Source organism: Hahella sp. CCB-MM4, assembly GCF_002260525.1.
GTDB lineage: Bacteria > Pseudomonadota > Gammaproteobacteria > Pseudomonadales > Oleiphilaceae > Hahella.
The window spans coordinates 157,803-176,241 of record NZ_MRYI01000007.1 but is presented as its reverse complement, the minus strand read 5'-3'; the positions used below and the strand labels follow the sequence as shown (position 1 = coordinate 176,241).

11 protein-coding genes are annotated in these 18,439 nt (G+C 49.7%); 7 read left to right on the top strand and 4 right to left on the bottom strand.

The annotated features are described in order from the left end of the window. The first annotated feature begins 95 nt into the window (after positions 1–95). Together BTA51_RS14585 and BTA51_RS14580 are read left to right on the top strand one after the other, a co-directional pair. Complete coding sequence (locus BTA51_RS14585) at positions 96–1,010, top strand: sigma-70 family RNA polymerase sigma factor (RefSeq protein WP_094708421.1); 915 nt, start codon at positions 96–98, stop codon at positions 1,008–1,010. After that, entirely contained in the window at positions 1,007–1,390 is a 384-nt protein-coding gene (locus tag BTA51_RS14580) for a hypothetical protein (protein WP_094708419.1), read from the top strand. Before BTA51_RS14585 ends, BTA51_RS14580 begins: the two co-directional genes overlap by 4 nt. Positions 1,391–1,493: 103 nt before the next feature. Here BTA51_RS14580 and BTA51_RS14575 read toward each other — a convergent pair whose 3' ends face one another. Continuing rightward, positions 1,494–2,771 carry a hypothetical protein gene (locus BTA51_RS14575; RefSeq protein ID WP_094708417.1) on the bottom strand — a complete coding sequence of 426 codons (1,278 nt, stop codon included), beginning with the start codon at positions 2,769–2,771 and terminating at the stop codon, positions 1,494–1,496. Between the two features lie 215 nt (positions 2,772–2,986). On the opposite strand from BTA51_RS14575, the gene BTA51_RS14570 reads away from it, so the two are divergent. The 3 genes from BTA51_RS14570 (at position 2,987) to BTA51_RS14560 (ending at position 7,255) form a co-directional block, all read left to right on the top strand. After that, positions 2,987–3,760 (top strand): ABC transporter substrate-binding protein, encoded by a 774-nt coding sequence (locus tag BTA51_RS14570; protein WP_246841043.1) that lies wholly within the window; start codon positions 2,987–2,989, stop codon positions 3,758–3,760. Positions 3,761–4,061: 301 nt separating this feature from the next. Then, complete coding sequence (locus BTA51_RS14565; RefSeq protein ID WP_094708413.1) at positions 4,062–4,481, top strand: hypothetical protein; 420 nt, start codon at positions 4,062–4,064, stop codon at positions 4,479–4,481. A 416-nt stretch (positions 4,482–4,897) separates the two neighbouring features. After that, positions 4,898–7,255 carry a patatin-like phospholipase family protein gene (locus tag BTA51_RS14560; RefSeq protein WP_094708411.1) on the top strand — a complete coding sequence of 786 codons (2,358 nt, stop codon included), beginning with the start codon at positions 4,898–4,900 and terminating at the stop codon, positions 7,253–7,255. A 49-nt stretch (positions 7,256–7,304) separates the two neighbouring features. On the opposite strand, the gene BTA51_RS14555 is transcribed toward BTA51_RS14560, so the two are convergent. Continuing rightward, complete coding sequence (locus BTA51_RS14555) at positions 7,305–8,087, bottom strand: ABC transporter substrate-binding protein (protein WP_094708409.1); 783 nt, start codon at positions 8,085–8,087, stop codon at positions 7,305–7,307. Between the two features lie 311 nt (positions 8,088–8,398). On the opposite strand from BTA51_RS14555, the gene BTA51_RS14550 reads away from it, so the two are divergent. Both BTA51_RS14550 and xdp1 read left to right on the top strand, forming a co-directional pair. After that, on the top strand, positions 8,399–8,956 hold the full coding sequence (locus BTA51_RS14550; RefSeq protein ID WP_094708407.1) for a response regulator: 558 nt from the start codon (positions 8,399–8,401) through the stop codon (positions 8,954–8,956). 498 nt (positions 8,957–9,454) lie between these two features. Continuing rightward, positions 9,455–10,219: an exosortase-dependent surface protein XDP1 gene (gene xdp1, locus BTA51_RS14545; RefSeq protein WP_094708526.1), complete on the top strand. Its 765-nt coding sequence runs from the start codon at positions 9,455–9,457 to the stop codon at positions 10,217–10,219. 134 nt (positions 10,220–10,353) lie between these two features. Here the strand turns inward: xdp1 and BTA51_RS14540 are convergent, their stop codons facing one another. Continuing rightward, positions 10,354–11,139, bottom strand: a complete 786-nt coding sequence (locus tag BTA51_RS14540; protein ID WP_094708406.1) for an aspartyl/asparaginyl beta-hydroxylase domain-containing protein — start codon at positions 11,137–11,139, stop codon at positions 10,354–10,356. Between the two features lie 3 nt (positions 11,140–11,142). Beyond that, a complete protein-coding gene (locus tag BTA51_RS14535; protein ID WP_094708404.1) occupies positions 11,143–18,393 on the bottom strand; it encodes a type I polyketide synthase in 7,251 nt (2,416 codons plus the stop codon). Between the last annotated feature and the right edge of the window lie 46 nt (positions 18,394–18,439).

Here is an 18,439-nt window from a genome sequence, read left to right as displayed (position 1 = left end):
TCTGGTCACAATTTAGAGAGACCAATCGTCATCCCTATAAAGCATTAAAAATCTGCGGAACAAAAAGTAAAAAATCAAAGAGGAATAATGGTTAAATGAATAAGAAGGATTGGCTTACGGAGAGTTTTGAAGAAGCCCGCCATCACCTGGAGTCCATCGCCTTTAGAATGCTGGGATCTTCCGGCGAAGCTGAAGATGCGGTTCAGGAAGCCTGGATAAGGCTCACGCGATCGGAATCAGAAAAAATAGAAAATCTGGGCGGATGGCTGACAACGGTCGTGGCCAGAGTTTGCCTGGACAAACTTCGCTCCCGAGACAGGTGGCGTGAGGAGCAACTTGACGAAAGCGGTTATGAGCTTTCTGATGAAGAGGTAGCAAATCCAGAGAAAGATATACTTCTGGCGGACTCTGTAGGGGCAGCGCTACTTGTCGTCCTGGATATATTGTCCCCGGCAGAACGAATCGCATACGTTTTGCATGATCTGTTTGACCTTTCCTTTGATGAGATCGCGCCTGTTATTGATCGCTCAGAAGCTGCAACCAGAAAGCTTGCAAGCCGAGCACGCCGGAGGGTCATCGGCTTTGACAATTCAGAGCGTGAAGTAGAACGTCCCAGAGAAATTATTTCTGCTTTTTTGGCAGCTTCAAGAGAAGGGAATTTTGAGGCGCTGATCAAACTCCTTCATCCTGATGTATCTCTTCAAGCAGACGATACTGCAGTGAAAGTTGCTGAAATCAACAAATCCCGGGGAGCTCCTCCCTTTAAGCCTGAAATCAAAGGCGCTCAAAATGTGGCCAACACCTTCAAAGGAAAAGCGGCGGCAGCTCAGCTTGCACTCGTAAATGGAGCTTTTGGCGCTACCTGGGCCCCAGGAGGAAAACCGGTTGTCGCGTTCTGCTTTTCCATAGAGGGAGGAAAAATTACCGCCATCGAGATTGTAATGGATCAAAAAAGGCTTGGCGGCATCGATATTGAAATCATTGATTCTGAACAAGGGAGCCATTTATGAATATTTTTTTGTGGATTATCCAGATCCTGTTAGCAGCACATACGATTATGGGAGCTGCATGGAAGTTCACTAACTCCGAGGACACCTTAGCATCCTTGCAGGCCATCCCCCATAATGTCTGGCTGTCGCTAATTATCTTTGAGTTCCTTTGCAGTCTTTGCCTGATTCTTCCCGCGTTCAAGAAACAACTGGCCATGTTGGCACCTGTCGGTGCGGTAGGTGTCGGGATGGAAATGCTGTTCTTTTCCGGTGTGTTGATATTTTCAGACAATCCAAACTACGGGCAGATGATTTATTGGCTTATCGTCTTCATTGTATGCGCGCTGATTGCCTATGGACGCATAGTGATGAAGCCGACTAACGCAGAGTCAATCGTGTAGATAAAAATAACTGCCTGACATCAGCGGTCACTTCAGTCGACATCACTAAAAAGGTGTCGACTGAAGCTCTTGCTTTACTCTTGCTTTAGTAGGGAAATATCATTTACAGATCATCATCGTTTTGGGGTGCCGGAGAAGAACATAGCTGCGTCCACTCCCCGGTTCCGCCTTCGCAATCCTTTGTCCAGAGCTGTTCTCCGCTGAGGCGTCCATCAGAGTCCAGACTTAGATTTAAGTAACGATTCGCACGATAATTTAGCAGGATGCCTGACCGTTCCGGGATAAAGTTATACCATTCGTCATCATGCGAATTTGCATCATCCTCCAGCAATAATGTCTCCCCTGCCGGAGCAAGGGTGTTATCTTTCTCCAGCCTGAAAGGAACGGTTGCCAGGTGATAATTTCCTTTCTGGTAAAACATATAGGAAACCCAAAAATTTCTGGTAGAGCGCTTCGTCAGTCCTTCCATTTCGATTCTGTAATTGCCGTTATGGGTCAATATGTACGGCTCTCCCAAACGAACATCGTTTTCACTCAAAACCTGAATATAAGTTTTCCGCTCGCCAAAGACGCGATTTGTCCATACAGTCCATGCCACGACATAGCGGCTGTCCGAAAGCGTTAGCAACTGAGGCTCATGGTCGACGTCTGCTTTTTCACCAATGATGAATTCCCTGTTTTTCTTTGGGTAGCCCGATTGAGTATAGCGCCTACCGTAGAATTTATTCGCTTCAAAGGTGACGACGAAGTCTCCATTCTCAAAAGCGGTTACCCGTGTATCGCTCCTGTAAGATATTGCTGAACCAGAATAATCCGTACTTACCTTAATTGGGGGGCCTATTTTTTGTAGATTCGGGCTAAAAATCTGAGCGTAAACAGTGGCACCCTGAATATCACCATATATATTATTGTGATGCTCCGCCCAGGTGATAACCACGTTACCGTTGGCCAAAACGGCACTCCAGATATCTTCAGTTGATTCTACCCGTTCCTCAATATCCTCCGTCAGCTTTACGGTCTCGCCGAGCATGATCCCATTGCCATCATAAATCTGTCCGTAACCACCATATCCGTCATAGCCGATACGGTTATAGACGACGAGAAACTGCTCATCTGCCAACGGTAAAATCTGACTCGGCTTTAATTTTTCGGACAAGGTATTGGTTTGAATCTTCTTATACTGCTTGCCAACATTATCGACGATCCATCCCTCAGCACCGTCACCCTGCCAGGCAACCGCATATTTACCTTCTTCGGAAAGCACTCCTGCTGCAAAGGTAGGCTCAGCTCTTGAACTGCTGATTTGAAATGGCTCTGCGTTGGTTAGAAAGGGTGAGGCCAATAGGCTTACGCCCAGGGTGCAGACTATTTCCTTGAACATTTTTCCGTTCCTTGTTGATTTAAAAGGAAAAATCTTATCAGAACTATTTTTCGTTCCATACAGCCATTAGGGCTAGGCCGCACAACATTGATGACAGTCGCTACCGTATTCGGATGATAAAGCACTACGGTTAACCATGAGTAAAGCATCCGAAAGAAATAAACTCCGACCTTTGATCTATACTGAGAGCAACAGCCTTTACATCACTATTTTATGTGCCCAAACATAGATATCTGATCGCACTATTTCTTTCCATGCTTGTCAGCCAGTTTGTCGATGCTGCCGATGTCGTACATCTCGCCAATGGCGAATGGCCTCCATATCATTCAAAGAACCTCGAGCATTATGGCATTGCCTCCCGCATCATCACTGAAGCCTTTAGAAATGAAGGCATCAAGGTTGAATACGTTTTTGTACCATGGAAACGAGGGATGCAGATGGCGATAGACGGTAAACTGGACGGCACCGGCGTCTGGCGCTACAAGGCAAAATTTGCCAAAGACTTTTACTATAGCGACCCCATCATCGAGAGCCAGACCGTTTTCTTTCACCTGAAATCTTTCAAGTTCGACTGGCAAAAATTCAGCGACCTGAAATCACTTCATATCGGTGGCACTATCGGTTATGGGTACAACGATGATTACAGCAACGCTGAAAAATCCCAGGAGTTTAATATCAGTCGTGCAAAATCCGATGAGACCAACTTTCGCATGCTTCTGGCAGGTCATATCGATATTTTCCCCATCACCACAGAGGTTGGATATTTCATTCTGAAGCAAAAATTCAAGCCGGAGGAACGAAAGCTGGTTACTCATCACCCAAAAAGCCTCATTGCTGAAAATGAGCGGTCCCTACACCTCCTGCTATCGAAAACCAATAGCGCAAACGCGAAACTCATGGAGGTCTTTAACCGGGGGCTCAAAAAGCTGAAACGCGATCACAAGATCAAACAGTATATCGATGACTTTTATGCGAGTGACAAACCTTAGTCGGGCAACTCCTGCCTGCCTGATTCTCCTCCAACCTGATCTTCCTCCAACAGAGCGCCCCCTGACAGAGCAGAATTCTCGTTATGTCTCCCCGACTAAAATCACACCCTAACGCGCCCTGTTTATCACACTCACTACCCCGTAACCGTACGACGCCCATCGAAAAAGTTACCCCGCTACTCGTTAGTTTAAACGGTTAGGATTACCCCGTTACCCGACATCAAAAGTCGGTGGAGTTACCCCGTTCATCTCTTTATAATGCGCGCAGACCTTTATTTGTAGTTACGGGGTAATTCGTTTAGTGGCCAAGAAAAAATACACCATCACCATCTCAGATATGCCGTTCGCAAAGAGCTGGATTGATCATAAAATCAAAGATTTGGACTGGTTATCTTATGTGGATGACCAACTCGTATTTGCGAGAAGGGAATGCGCACTTGAGGAATATGAACCTGCCAGCGAGCTATCCGGCGAGTTGAACACCTGGTGCGAAAGGTGGTTCAGCGCTGCTGACTGGGCCGCCATGAAAAACTCCATCAAACAGGCACGATTGAGAAGCCGCCGAAAGTCCGGCAAGGTGTCAGGTGTGAAGCGTGTCGATCTTACTCTTATGGCGCACAAAATGGTTTCCACCCTGGCGATTCAATCGGGGATGACCATCAGCGAATATCTTGAGATGGCTCTGGAAACCGAATACAACAAGTCAAAAACCACCCCGTAAATTATTGACGGGGTGCTCGCTTTTTAAGAAAACTGCTTAAGATAGTCGTTTAAGACTACGAGGTAACTATTGACGATATTCTCATCACTGATTTGATCGGCCATTTGCCATGGATTGAATAGCAGGACTATCTGGAGGGGATACGCTTAAACATCCAGAGTTGATAACTGTCTGATAGTTGTCTAGTGTTTAGGCAATCTGAGAACATTTGTTGTGCTTTTTTAATTTAGGCAACGTTGAAGTAAAACACTCCCTCATAGGTGGTAAGGGACGGAATTCAATGGATGAAAATTCTGTGCACCGCCTGGTCGATACTACCGCCTCACATGTCTGACGGTAGCCCATGATCACCCAAGCTGAATTGCAGAGATGTTTCCTCCACTGATTGTTTCAAGTGAGGCGTCGGAGGGGATTTTGTGACCGAACATCAGCGACTATCGTTTTTTTCCAGCTTTTTTGCCGGTATCAGTGCCACCTTTTTTCCCTTCTTTATGATATCCCTGGTGGGATTACTGGTCTTTACCAACGATCAGTTCATTGACCTGGTGTATCAGATAGATGACGAAGGGCCGCTGAAATATCAAATCGCTTACTGCTTCGCTCTCTCATGGTGCTCGCTACTTTTGTGGTGGTCGGCACGTTATATTTTCTACCGAATGGCGTCCATCAGAAGTGATAGCCTGAACTACCATAGAGCGCCTCTCAAAGCTGGCGGAAAAATTCGAGCCGTGGATGCGCCCTCTCCCGGCATATCACCTTTTGTCGCAGAGTGGCTCCCACGAATCTATGCCTCATTGCTGCCACTGCTGCTGGCGATATCGGCTTATCTCCGCTCACAATACTATGCCATGGCAATCAGTCTGGTGGCGGGGATACTGGTAACGCTGTTTGTCATCTATCGCCCTTATCTGATGTGGCTGATCGTCAAACGGACAAACCAATCGGCAACCTGCGATCACCTGGATTCCGAGCAAAGCAAACACTGGATTTTAAGGAGCCGGACCTGGCTGTTGATCGGAGGTTTTATATACCTCATCGTGTTAATTGTCGCACTCGCTGACCCGGCCTCACTGGGTCGCCTGTTTGGGACCCTGGCTTCAATATTGGTGGGGATTGGCAGTATTACGGTTACGCTCACCCTCCTTATGTACACCGTTGGACACAGAATTATCGAGGCGATCAGAAACTGGCTCCCAATTTTGAAAGCCTGGTCCTTGCTGGAAACGCCCTATCCCATTCTGACTCTGACTTTTCTCTATGCCATCGTGGTAAGCATGGTTATTGACACGGACAATCATGCTGTGAGGCGAATTCCAGAAAAGGAATTCACATTCGCCTACCCAACCTTTAATGACGCCTGGAATCAATTCAAAGACCAAAGCCATTCCCCCCTTCTCTCTATTTCCCAATCCGGTCGCAAATTTGTACCGGTATTTTTTGTGGCCAATCAAGGGGGCGGACTTCGAGCCAGCTATTGGAGCACTCTGGTTCTAGCTGAACTGGAGAGAAGAATTCCGGGCTTTCACCGCAACGTCTTTATTGCGGCCGGCGTATCAGGCGGAAGCGTTGGCAGTGTTTTCTATGCGCCGTCTGTCTATATGATGAACGGCGGTTATTCCGCCTGTCGGCAAAGGGATTCTTCCCAGGAAACAAGTGCACCACCTCAAGAAACAGGCACCCCATCCCAGGAAACAAATCATCCATCCCGCGAAATACAGTTGGGACTGAATCTGAAGGAAGGATTGCACCAATCCGTGGGAAGGGACTATCTCTCTCCAGTTGCCACTTCAATGCTTTATAACGATCTGCTGTATCGATTTTTCCCTATCAACAGCTGGAACTTCCTTTCACGGGATAGAGCCGCCGTACTGGAAAAATCCTGGGAAAACGGATTTAACGACACCTGGGGGGAAAACTGTCTTGGCATCGGCGTAAATGCCTTTTACAAGAAGGCGAAAGAAGAAAGTTTCTGGACTCCCATCATTATGAGCATGGGAGCACATCAGGAAACAGGATCGGTGCTTATTACCGCGCCATTCCCGATCGAAAGTACTGTGTTCGTCGACAAGTACGATATTTTCAGACAGATGCACTGCATGACTTCCGACGCGAATCCGGCCGCCGACAGCGCCTGTGATTTGAGACTAAGCACCATGGCGTTAAATGCTGCCCGATTCCCTTATGTCACCCCTCCCGGAACCATCAACAATGAACAGGCTCCCGTCGAGCGACGTCATATCATTGACGGAGGCTATGTTGAGAATTTCGGGCTATCCAGTATCAGAGACATGATCGGTTATTTAAGACAAACAGGTAAACTGGAACAGGATTCCACCCTTTATGTCCCGGTAGTGATTGCCATTCCAAACGACCAGGAACTCACCGCAAACTACTTCAACATTACCAGACATAATCCGGAACCGGATTCGGCGCCACTCCCTTTCACTGAGATTACCAGCCCACTACAGGGAATACTGAGCTCCAGAAGTGGCGGAACCGTCTACAGTGTCGCTCAAACGATTGACTACATGAAGCGCATTGACGTCAACGATTTGCCGCCATCATCGAAAACCTCCTGTGATGCGCCAGAGCTCAGCAAGAATATGTATGTCGTCCGGCTTTCGGAAGGTGACAATTTTCACGTACCTTTGGGCTGGTGGCTATCGGAACCTTCGATGGACCATATGCAGAAACAGGCCGTGGCCGACAGTGTCGCCAACTGTGCACTGGATCGATTGATCGATAATTGGCCTCTGAAGAGCGGGCATATCTGATGAAGCTCTAGGCTCTACTCTTGACTAGCCTAATTCGTTATTGGCCAGTCTAATCCGTCTTAGGATTCGACGGCTCTACAGGGTAGTAGGCACCGAACGCAGCAGATTTCAGCATGGTGTCAAATTTTCCTGACTGCTTGAGCTTTTCCAGTCCTCGATTAAACGAGTTTAGAAGCATTTCGGCTTTGTCTGAGGCTTTTGACACGAGCATGTGGTAGCTGGTTTCCCGGAATGGGCGTGTGGTCGTAAGTAGATCAATCTGCTGCTGGGTAAAGTGGCGCCGCAGCACTTCATAACCCACTTCCAGTTCGATTGGAAATAAGTCCAATCGATCAGCAAGCAGCAATTTCAGATTCTGCTCATCTGAGCGGAGACGCGAGATAGTGAGTATTTTGCTTTCCTCAAGCCGGGCGAATTCAGCACCGTAAAAATAACCTATTGTGCCGCCAATTCGATACCCTCTCAAATCCTCCAGGGAGCTCCATTTAAACGCCTTGTCTCGCCGGTGAAAGAAGACGACCTCCATCCTGATAACCGGGTCACTGAAATAAAAATAGGCTTCCCGCTCGGCACTCCGGGTCCAGACAATGGTCGCATCCCACAATCCACTCTTGGCAAACTCCATTGATCGAACCCAGGGGAAGAAGCCATATTCCACTTCAACCCCTTCCAGCTTCAGCGCCTCCGTCACAATGTGGGAAGCAACGCCATAGTGATTGTAGTTTTCAGACAGATAAGGCGGCCATTCCCCGTTTGTAATACGTACAACTTCCGCCCGGGCAACATTCAGGGTGATGAGTAGAGCAATTACGGCTGCTGTTACGGTACGCATACGGCTTTAGTATAGATAATATTCAGTGATTTAACTTTTATCGGCATCTCCCTGCTTACCTCAGCTTTTTCCTGCGCCGACGGCTCCTCAACTTCCAGAACCAGTAACCCATCATCCCTTGAAACCTGTGTTCAGCCAAGGCTTTTGGTTGCAGCTTTCGATTCAGCCAAGGACTTCTGTTTCAATGCGTCTAAGGCCTTCGGCTCTTAAAAAGAAGAGCCATTCGTTTACAACATTTCACCAAATCTAAATTGACTATCCTGACATTCGGAACTAACTTGAACCGAATCATTGAAAAAGGAAGTCCGTCAATGAAAGATGTCTATACCACGACTGAAGTTGCCAAGTTTTGCGGAGTAAGTTTTCGGACGGTGATCCGCTGGATTGAGCGGGGTGAGCTGGGAGCCTACAAACTTCCCGGTCGCGGAGATCATCGGGTACCGATGACCGATCTGAAAGATTTCATGCGCGGACACAATATCCCAGAACCGGAAGAATGGATGGGGCAGCCGCGGCGTATTTTGATTGCTGAAGATGAAGCTCCCATGGCAAAAGCCATTGAGCGGGTGCTTCGTAACGCCGGCTATGAAACCGTCGTCGCCAGTGATGGCTTCCTGGCAGGTTCTCTCCTCCACACATTCAAACCCAGATTACTGACGTTGGATATTCGAATGCCAGGCATTGACGGCATGGGGGTCCTGCGCTTCCTGCAAAAACAAACCTTTCCCTTCTTTACCAAAATTCTGGTGGTTTCCGGAGAAAGTGACGAACGACTTGAGGAAGCCCTGAAGCTTGGCGCTGATGGAGCTTTGGCGAAGCCGTTCAGCAATGAGGACCTGCTGTCTGAGGTTCAACGCCTGTTGGGATAACGCTTCTTTGAATATGACGGATCGATATACACAAGCGCCAGAACTTTCTTAATTGACTCGATCAAAATTCAATTATGCAATTTGAGGCGATATCAATATATACGTCATCATATACTCATTCTCTACCAAACAACCTAAAACACACAACCAATTACATACATCTAAAACCAACAATTACATCCCACTTATTTTAGACAGTCAAACAACATCTTTCCTTTTACTTACACCTTGGATTAGGCAGGGCTGAGGCCCGTCTAACAGGGACTACAGCTTACCTATACCGACCAACCCTCCGGCCTATGCCCCCTATATTTTTTATCTATATATCGTGGATTACAGCCAATATATATAGGTTAATTGTTATTGTCGCCATTGTTTACAACCCAAGCATTCATTTATATATAAGTTATTGATTTTATACATTTGGCACATCTATTGCCTTGTATGGATCGGCTTATTTAGCCTTTCTAACAATATATAAATGGAGAAATAATGGGCATGTATAAAATATTAAGAAATAGCATGTTGTTGTTGGGATTAAGTTCATCCGCCGCCAATGCAGACATCATTTCATGGGACCTTAACGAGGGAATTAACTACGGGTCTTATCACGCTTCCAATCTGTATTCACGAGGTGATCTCTTTTTGACCGTGACCGGCTGGAGCGACACGGGTGGCGCCAACGACAACAAGTTGGAACGCGGCGCCTTGGGACGCTGGAATGGTCTGGGAATATGCAACGATGACGAGTATGCCCAGGTTCATTGCGCTTCCCCACAACATGCTGCAGACAGCGAAGGGGGGCCAGACGGTGACTTTGACATGTTTATGTTGAGTTTCTCGGAAGCAGTTAACGTGACCTCTTTCCAAAATGGTTGGTATCACCATGATGCGGACGTTTCCGTTCTGGCTTACGAAGGATCAGACCCGGCCTATGACCTTACTGATAAGGAATGGGAAGGCCTGCTTACCGATGATTGGAGTGTGGTGGGCAATTACGCGGATACCGCGACAAACGAGACCGCAGTCAACACCAACATCTCCTCAAAATTCTGGCTCATTGGCGTCTATAACCCCATATTCGGATTCATTGATGATCTCTGCAAGGAACAAAACGACATGTTCAAGCTGTTGAAGGTCACCATCGATGACATAGTTGATTGCCCGGAGCCCGTCGACTGTCCGGAACCTGCTGCTCTGGGGCTGCTCGGATTTGGTCTGGCAGGACTGGCTGCCAAACGTCGCCGCAAGGCCAAGTCATAAACTCATCGAAATTTCGTTTTGCCAGCACCATCAGCTGAATGGATTTCGGCTGATGGTGTTCTCTTACACAAGAGCATCTTTAACTACAGCAGCACTGTTCTAATCTTTACCGACAGATCTTTATCGGCAGATCTTCACCGACAGAAATGTCGCCAGAATTTCCATCGCTGGATCGGCAGAGCCAGGCGAATCATGCCGTAGGACAACGAATAGATAAGGCTCTTAACATATCCGGACCGATTCCCTAACCCGGGGTATCGTTGATATAACATCTGCAGGATTGACGAGGCCAGCACCCTGGCACACACCCGATCCTTCTGCCTCGCAAATTCCGGTCGCATGACGTCCAGTATCAATACGTAGCGCCGTCCCTTGGTATGGTTCCAGGCGGTATGAGACCTGGCATCGCAAAATGGCAGCACCCTTCCCTCCTGCCAGGAATGCTTTTCCATATCCACCTGTAGACCACATTCCGGGAGCGTTCCGGGGATAGACAACCCCAGATGACAGCGGATGACAGCATCGGTATCCCCCTGATGGGGATTGATATTGGAATTGGGCTCAAGGAGACTCAGAGAACAGGACACCAGGTGCGGAATCGTCTTGAGTATACTCACCGTCTGCGGACAACTCCTGCAATTGCGATGCATGGTAAACGTCCAGAAATACAGCCCCATGGTCTGCCAGCTCCGGGGCGGAAATGACATGGACTTATTGATGAAATAGGGCTGCAGCCGCTGGGGCTTCGAGTCCTTGAGGGCAAACATTTCGTCTCTGATGATTACCCAGTTGTCCTCAAGGATTTTAACCCAGGGCAGTTTGGCCGGGTCATAAAATGCCGGACGATCGCCGGAATAGCGCCCTCCGAATTCATTGAACCAGGGAATCGGTTTGGACCGCTGAACCTTGGTATCCAACATAATTTACTCCTCCACCGATTCTGTCGCGGGTACAGGTCTGGTTATCTGCCTGCCTTTCAGGATGATAGCGGCCAGCTCACGCGGACACTGTTTTACCAGATCATGCCCTCCAGGAAGACAGACATAATCAAATTCACCATCGGCCAGGTTTTCCCATGCTTTGACATCCTCGGTTTTAACAACAGAATCCTGATCACCTGCAACGACTGCCAGAGGGATGTCGACCCGACCTCCCGGATTATCAAACTGTTCGAACATCTGGATATCGGCACGGATAAGTGGCTCAAAGGCACGAATTGTCTCTGGTGGATTTATGCAGTATTTGGCCACCTCCTCCACAAATGCCTCCGTTGGAAGTGTATGAAGATTCCCCTGAGTTTTTTCACCCGGTACGGCCGCGCCAGACAACACCATTCTGACAGGCAGTTTTCTACCCACTTTTTTCAGTCGCTGATATAGCGCAAAAGCCATCAACGCGCCCAGGCTGTGTCCGAAAAATATGAATTCACGGTTAGGTGGAGAAAATTCCGATTCAAGAACCTCAACCAGACTATCCAGACTCGTCAATGGCGCTGTATCACTCCAATCCTCTCTTCCCGGAGGGTTAACGGCGATGATTTCAATGTCGTCACCAAATACCTCAGACCACCCGGCATATACGGAGGCGCCGGCTCCCGCGTAGGGAAAACAATAGAGGGTGACTGACACCTCTGTTGCGGCATGCTTCATCGTCCTGAACCACTTGCCGGAGGCCGGCTCTTCGGTGGCCGCTTCCTGCTCGGCCGGATCTTCCCCCAGGTAAACCCGAGAATAGAGAAAATCACTGACAGCTTTGATGTGGGGATAGTTATAAGCCAACGTGTTTGGCAGCTTACAGCCGAAGTACTCCTCCAGCTTTGCGGCGAAAGAAATGGCCATCAGGGAATCCATCCCCAGGAAATTGAAACGCTGCTCGGAGTCCACATCGTTAATCGAATCAATCAGCATGACCATTCGCAACTCCATCCTGACCACTTCTTCAATCAGCGAGCGGGCCTTTTCCGGAGAACTTCGCATGATGCGGGCCAATCCCTGCTCGGATGAACGCACCATAGAGGGTGAGTCCGTTACCACTTTGGCAAACAGTGAAGGCTGCAGCGAGAAGTTGGTGAATGTCTGGAAACGGTCCCAATCCATTTCCGTCACCAGACTTAATGGAGCGCCGTCAACCACCTCAAGAGACATGGCTTTAAGCGCTTCCTGAGGAGGCATCAAACGGAATCCGAGTTGCTGCAACACCTCAACCTCATGAGGCTTCGCACTCATTCCCACGTCCGCCCATGGCCCCCAATTTATGCAGGTTGCCAGCAGGCCACAGGCCTTTCGATATTGACTGAGCATATCCATGAAATGATTTGCGGCGGTGTAATGACTCAGCTCCACCGACCCCCACAAAGCCGATACGGACGAAAACAGGATAAAGCAGTCCAGATCACAATTCCGGCTCAATCGATGCAGTGCCCAGGTCGATGAGGTCTTGATTTTGAGGGTTCTGAGGAATTCTTCCCTGTTGGTATCCATGACTTTGGAAAACCAGTTGACCCCGGCCGCATGGATGACCCCGCGTATGACATATTGCTCAAACAGTTGGCTCAGGCTGTCCTCCTGACGGATATCCATGGAGACAACGTCTACCCTGGCCCCTTTGCGCTCAAGCTCGAGCACTCTCTGAACCTTTTCGTAATACGCTTCAGACTCGCTCATTGAGCGCCAATCTTTTCGATCCGGCAAAGGACTCCTGCTCACCAGCACCACATGCCGACCTCCGTTCTCCACGACCCAGCGAGCGGATTCCAGCCCTAACCCCCCAAGACCTCCGGTGATCAAAAAAGCACCGTCATCACGGAATTTAAGAGGCTCTCCCTTGGCCACCTTTTTGGGAATGATCTGCTGGATAAACTGCCTGCCACCGCGTAATGCAACACTGTGTTCGCCAGAGGGCTTCAGAATTTTCTGCAGCATTCCGGTGACACGCTCATCCAGAGATTCGTTCCGATCAATATCGATCAGCCCGCCACGCCATTCCGGATGCTCCAGGAACAGGGTTTTGGAAAATCCCCAAAGTGTGGACAGAGGTAAATTGAGCTCTGGAATCTTGTTACAGCCACCGTTCCCGTCACTATTGTTCCCACCACTCTTGTTCCCACAAATCTGGTCACCAAAGACATTTTGAGAGTTTTCACAAACAACCCACAGTTGTAGCATCAAGCCGTTGTTTTTCACCGCCTTCAGCATCGACAGTAATGAGCCCGTTACAGTAGCCACCGAAGTATCAATTTCGCGGGCTGAGAGAGCATCTGAGGTCGCTTGCCCCTGGGCCAGGTAGATCATTTTCCATTCCCTGTGCCCGGCCTGCCTGCGATAGTTTTCGAATACGGCAATGGTGGACGCCCAGTCCTGAACAGTTGCCTCCGGAGGCAATACCGCATCAGGCTTTCCTATCTTTATTCCGGACTGCGTGGAAACAGCGATCCAATAGACACGTTTCTGGGATTTCCTCAGCCGCGCAAGAAGCCTATCGGTCAGCCTTCCCGGCTCAGCCACAATCAGCCAGTTGTCCGGGTTTTGTTTCAGAAAGACATCTGCATCCAGGCCAAGACGACTGTCATCCCCCACCCAATCGAGCTTGTAATGTCCCGGCTGGCTGGCCGTTTTGTGCCCCAAAGAAAGCTGCCCATCTTCAGCTTTGGCAAACGCAGTCAGCGCCTCAGCATTAAAACCCTTAATCCAATAGGACTGATGCATAAATTTCTGGCCGGGGATAAGCTCCGGGCAAAACCTTCCGTAAAGTAAATTTTCCCAGCGAATGTCCATACCGGATTGATAGAGCTTGCCAAGGGAGTCCAGGAAGTAAAACAATTCCGTACGATCGCCTTTCTTGATGTTCAGCGATCTCAGCAGCAGGCCTTTGCAATTCGGAAGGTTTTCCCTGACGGCTGCCAGCGTACTGGCTCCAGGACCCAATTCCAGGAATGCCCAATCCTGGTTTTGGTCAAGTTTCGCCACTGCGTCTTCAAACAACACCGTATGGCGCAGGTGATCACACCAATGGTCAGCATCGGGACGGGAATTCATAAAATCACCCCGAACACTGGACAACCACTGTTTCGTTGGCCGCTTGAATTCAAACTTTTCAGCCCACTGGCGGTAATCCTGCAGAATGGGATCAATCAAATGGCTGTGAAAAGCCTGATCGGTCTTTAATCGATAAACTTCCACCCCTTTGGATTCAAAGTGACTGATCAGTCGTTCCATCTCCTCGATTTCACCTGAAATCACGGTTTTATGGCGGCTGTTAATGGCAGCAATCTGTACCCGATCAGGATCCATTACCGCCCGTACCTGCTGGTGATCAGTGAATATCGTGGCCATGAAGCCCTTATTCGTGATCGAATTGGTCAGTTCCGCCCGCCTTTTCAGTAAATGCATACCGACTTCCGGCTCGAAGCAACCAGCAAGACAAGCCGCTGCGTATTCCCCCAGGCTATGGCCGAGCAATACATCCGGCCTGACTCCTGCAGCCTGCCACAACATCCCCAAAGCATACTGAACGGCGAACAATATGGGCTGCATGTAGATATCATTCCAGTGACGTGTATCGTCGTTCTCGAATGCCATTTCAGCTAGAGTAAAGCCTTCATCCGGGTTATCCAGAACCCGGGCACAACGATCGAACGCCTGGCGAAATGTAGGAAAGCGGGAATATAACTCCCTTCCCATATGCAGGTAGTGCTCACCCTGCCCGGTAAACAGGAAACAAATCTGACTCGGCTTGCCTGTTGCCGGGTATCTGTCCGCCTGTACATGGTATTTATCAGTCTGCAGATAGCATCTGTCCGTCTGTAGATAGCCATGAAGTTTTTCTTTTAGCGCCGGCAGTGAATCCACCAGGAAATAGGTGCGGTATTTCATGTGCGTGCGACCGAGGGCCTGGCTGTAGCAAAGATCGCGAACAGCGATGTCCGGAGCCGTATTCAGCCACTCTTCCCAATGCGCTGCCTGACGACCGAGTGCTTCCGGAGAAACGGCTGACAGCACAAAAGGATGCTGATGGTAGTAAAACGGGTCCGGCGGTAGCGGCTGCCGCCGTTCTGCCTCTTTGTCCGCCTGCTTCAATATCGTATGAGCCAGGGAGCCGCCAAAGCCAAAGGAACTGATCGCCAGATGTCGATGACCGGACCTGGGCAGCCACTTATGAGGTTCGGTAGGAATGTTCAGTCTTGACTCCTGAAGACGAATCTTCGGGTTCAACTGGTGTAGATGGATCTGGGGTGGAATCATTCCCTTCTGCAGCATCAGCAGGGATTTGATAACACTGGCGATCCCCGCTCCGGCCTCCAGATGGCCGATGTTCGCCTTGACGGCTCCCACATAGCATGTGTCTTCGCAGGTATCTGTTGGAGCGTCGCATGGCATTACCTCCTTCCCTGAATGTTCGAATTCTTTTGTGCTTCCATAAGATCTGCTACTGCCGTAAATCTTGCTTATCTGTTCCATTTCAACCGGATCCCCGGTGGGGGTGCCGGTTCCGTGTGCTTCCACATAGCTGATATCCGCAGCTGCCAGCCCCGCTTCTTTGAGACAATGGCGCAATAAACGATCCTGGGCGCTACCGTTTGGAGACGTCATGCCAGCGCTAAGGCCATCCTGACCGACCCCAGACGCTGCAACGACAGCCAGAATTGCGTCACCATCCCGTAAAGCGGCCGACTGGCGCTTGAGCATCACCAGTCCACATCCTTCAGCTCTGACGTACCCGTCAGCGGAAGCATCAAACGTCTTACAGCGCCCTTCCGGTGACATCATGTTGAACTGGGACAAGGTGATGGTCGGCCCCGGAGACAATATGGCATTGACGCCACCCACAATGGCCTGAGAACAATCTCCATTCAAAATGGCCCGTGCGCCCAGATGAAACGCTGTCAGCGACGATGAGCAGGCGGTATCGACCGCCATGCTCGGTCCCTTGAGGTCATAGAAAAATGAGAGTCGATTGGCTGCGACACTATTGGCGTTGCCCAGGCCGGAATAAGCATTAAAACTGTTCATTCCCGGCGACAGCTTTATCTTCATATACAGATAATCGTTAGTGGAGATGCCGATGAACACGCCGGTATCGGATCCCGCCAACTGCTGTTTCTGCCATCCGGCGTTTTCTATCAGCCGCCAGGAAGTTTCCAGTAGCATTCTCTGCTGTGGATCGATTTCTGGCGCCTCCACTGCAGAGACCCCGAATAAGGCGGGATCAAACTGATCAATTCCATCCACAAATCCGGCCCACCTAGTACTGACCTTTCCGGGGACAGCCGGCCGGGCATCATAAAACACATTATTGTCCCAGCGCTCAGGTGGAACTTCAGTAATGGCATCCTTTCCGCTGATCAACAAATCCCAGAACGATTCAGGATCTGTCACATGCCCGGGAAACTTGCAGGCCATGCCGACTACCACGACCGGATCTGCTTCCACGGTTTCCTGGGTTTTCGAGGTTTTCAGAAAAGATGCTTCTGGCAAATGCCTTTCTGTTGAAATGCCACGCTCTTCCGAAGATTGAAGAACCTTCATCTCGCCGCGCAGATAGCGCTCGAGGCAAGCCCTGCGTGCCAGCTTATAGTTGGCTGTCCTGGGCAATGTCCCCCGGGGAACAAGTACAATATTGTCAGCGGTAATACCAAAGCCGTCGATCAGGTTGGCTTTTATCTGCTCGATGAGCCTTTCCTGGCTCTCTTCAGGCAGATGCCGTTGCACTTCCTGGAATAGGTAAAAACTTTCCCCGGCATCGCTGATTTGAGAAACACACACGCAGTGATCATTGCTCTGCAGCAGGTCCTGCCCGCAGCCAACCGCATATTCAAGGTCTTCGGAGGAATAGTTAACCCCCCTCACGATCACCGTATCTTTGGCACGTCCGGTCACATACAGGAATCCGTTCTGGATGAATCCAAGGTCGCCGGTTTTGATTGTGGGGCTTTCGGGAAATGACGTCTCCGGTGAAAGTTCTTCAAGGTAACCGACTGTCGTGGCCGGACCACTGACCCAGATGTCACCTTCAACCCCTTCCCTTTCAGGCATTCCGCTTTCGCGATTGCGAATATCCACCTGAATCCCGTCGTTCAGCGCATAGGGGATTAATGCCCTTTTAGGCTGCGGGCTTCCATCGCCTTTGAATGACTCCTTCCGTTTCACCACTTTGGAGTCAAGCCCTTCCAGACCGTGGCGACCGCCCGCTACCAACAGTGTGGCTTCGGCGAGACCGTATACCGGAAGGAAGGCATTACGTTCAAAACCAGATGAGGCAAATGTGCGGCAGAATCGATCCAATACCTGGAGCGATACGGTTTCAGAACCGACACACACTTTGCTCCAACAAGAGAGATCCAACGAAGCGTCCGGCTCTACCTTGCGACAACAGTATTCAAAGGCAAAGGTGGGTGCTGCCGATAAGTTAGCCCGATATTCAGTGACGGCCTTGAGCCATAGTTGCGGAGACTGAAGAAAGGTCCGGGGAGTCATATACACCCCTGTACCGCCTTCAAACAGAGGAATGAACAAGTCACCAACCAGGCCCATGTCGTGGTGCATGGGCAGCCACCCCACCACCCGTGCACGTTCCTCCAGCGCAAACACCTGCTGCATCTGCCTCATATGGGTGATGACACTGGAATGCCTTAGCACCACCCCTTTGGGTTCTGACGTTGAGCCTGAGGTGTACTGTATGTAGGCGATATCGGAAGGATAGGATTTCGGTAGCGGAATGTTATCCAGCTCCCCGGTTCGAAGCGATTCGATCGACAGGACGGTGACCGATGGTAGCCCTTCAGCCTTGAGATGTGCCCTGACCTCTTCGGACTGGGATGCTTCCACAACAACGCATCCCGCTTTTCCCTGCCGAAGAATTGACACCAGACGTCCATATCCGACCTTATCTTTCGCGTGACGTAGCGGTGCCACGGGGGCGGGAATCATACCCGCCAACATCGTGCCGAAAAAGCCGACGACAAAGTCAGCCTGATTTTCCAACGCCAGTAAGGTAATGGAGCCTGTAATATTCAGCCGGTCCAGATTTTCCGCGACGATCAGGCAATGCCGGCGCAAGCCCGCAAAGGTGAACGATGTGGATTCCTGTCCACGGCTATCAAGGAAGCGCAAGGCGATTTCATCAGCCCTGCCTTCAGGCAGGGTTAGTACAAGGTCTGCAACAGTATTTTTTCTCATAAACCATTTCTTCTTCTAATTTTCAGAGGCTGTTTTTAGAGCCCGC

Bases quoted from the DNA above. Each gene is read 5' to 3' on its own strand.
- BTA51_RS14585 (WP_094708421.1), top strand. From the start codon at position 96: ATGAATAAGAAGGATTGGCTTACGGAGAGTTTTGAAGAAGCCCGCCAT.
- BTA51_RS14580 (WP_094708419.1), top strand. From the start codon at position 1,007: ATGAATATTTTTTTGTGGATTATCCAGATCCTGTTAGCAGCACATACG.
- BTA51_RS14575 (WP_094708417.1), bottom strand. From the start codon at position 2,771: ATGTTCAAGGAAATAGTCTGCACCCTGGGCGTAAGCCTATTGGCCTCA.
- BTA51_RS14555 (WP_094708409.1), bottom strand. From the start codon at position 8,087: ATGCGTACCGTAACAGCAGCCGTAATTGCTCTACTCATCACCCTGAAT.
- BTA51_RS14550 (WP_094708407.1), top strand. From the start codon at position 8,399: ATGAAAGATGTCTATACCACGACTGAAGTTGCCAAGTTTTGCGGAGTA.
- xdp1 (WP_094708526.1), top strand. From the start codon at position 9,455: ATGTATAAAATATTAAGAAATAGCATGTTGTTGTTGGGATTAAGTTCA.
- BTA51_RS14540 (WP_094708406.1), bottom strand. From the start codon at position 11,139: ATGTTGGATACCAAGGTTCAGCGGTCCAAACCGATTCCCTGGTTCAAT.
- BTA51_RS14535 (WP_094708404.1), bottom strand. From the start codon at position 18,393: ATGAGAAAAAATACTGTTGCAGACCTTGTACTAACCCTGCCTGAAGGC.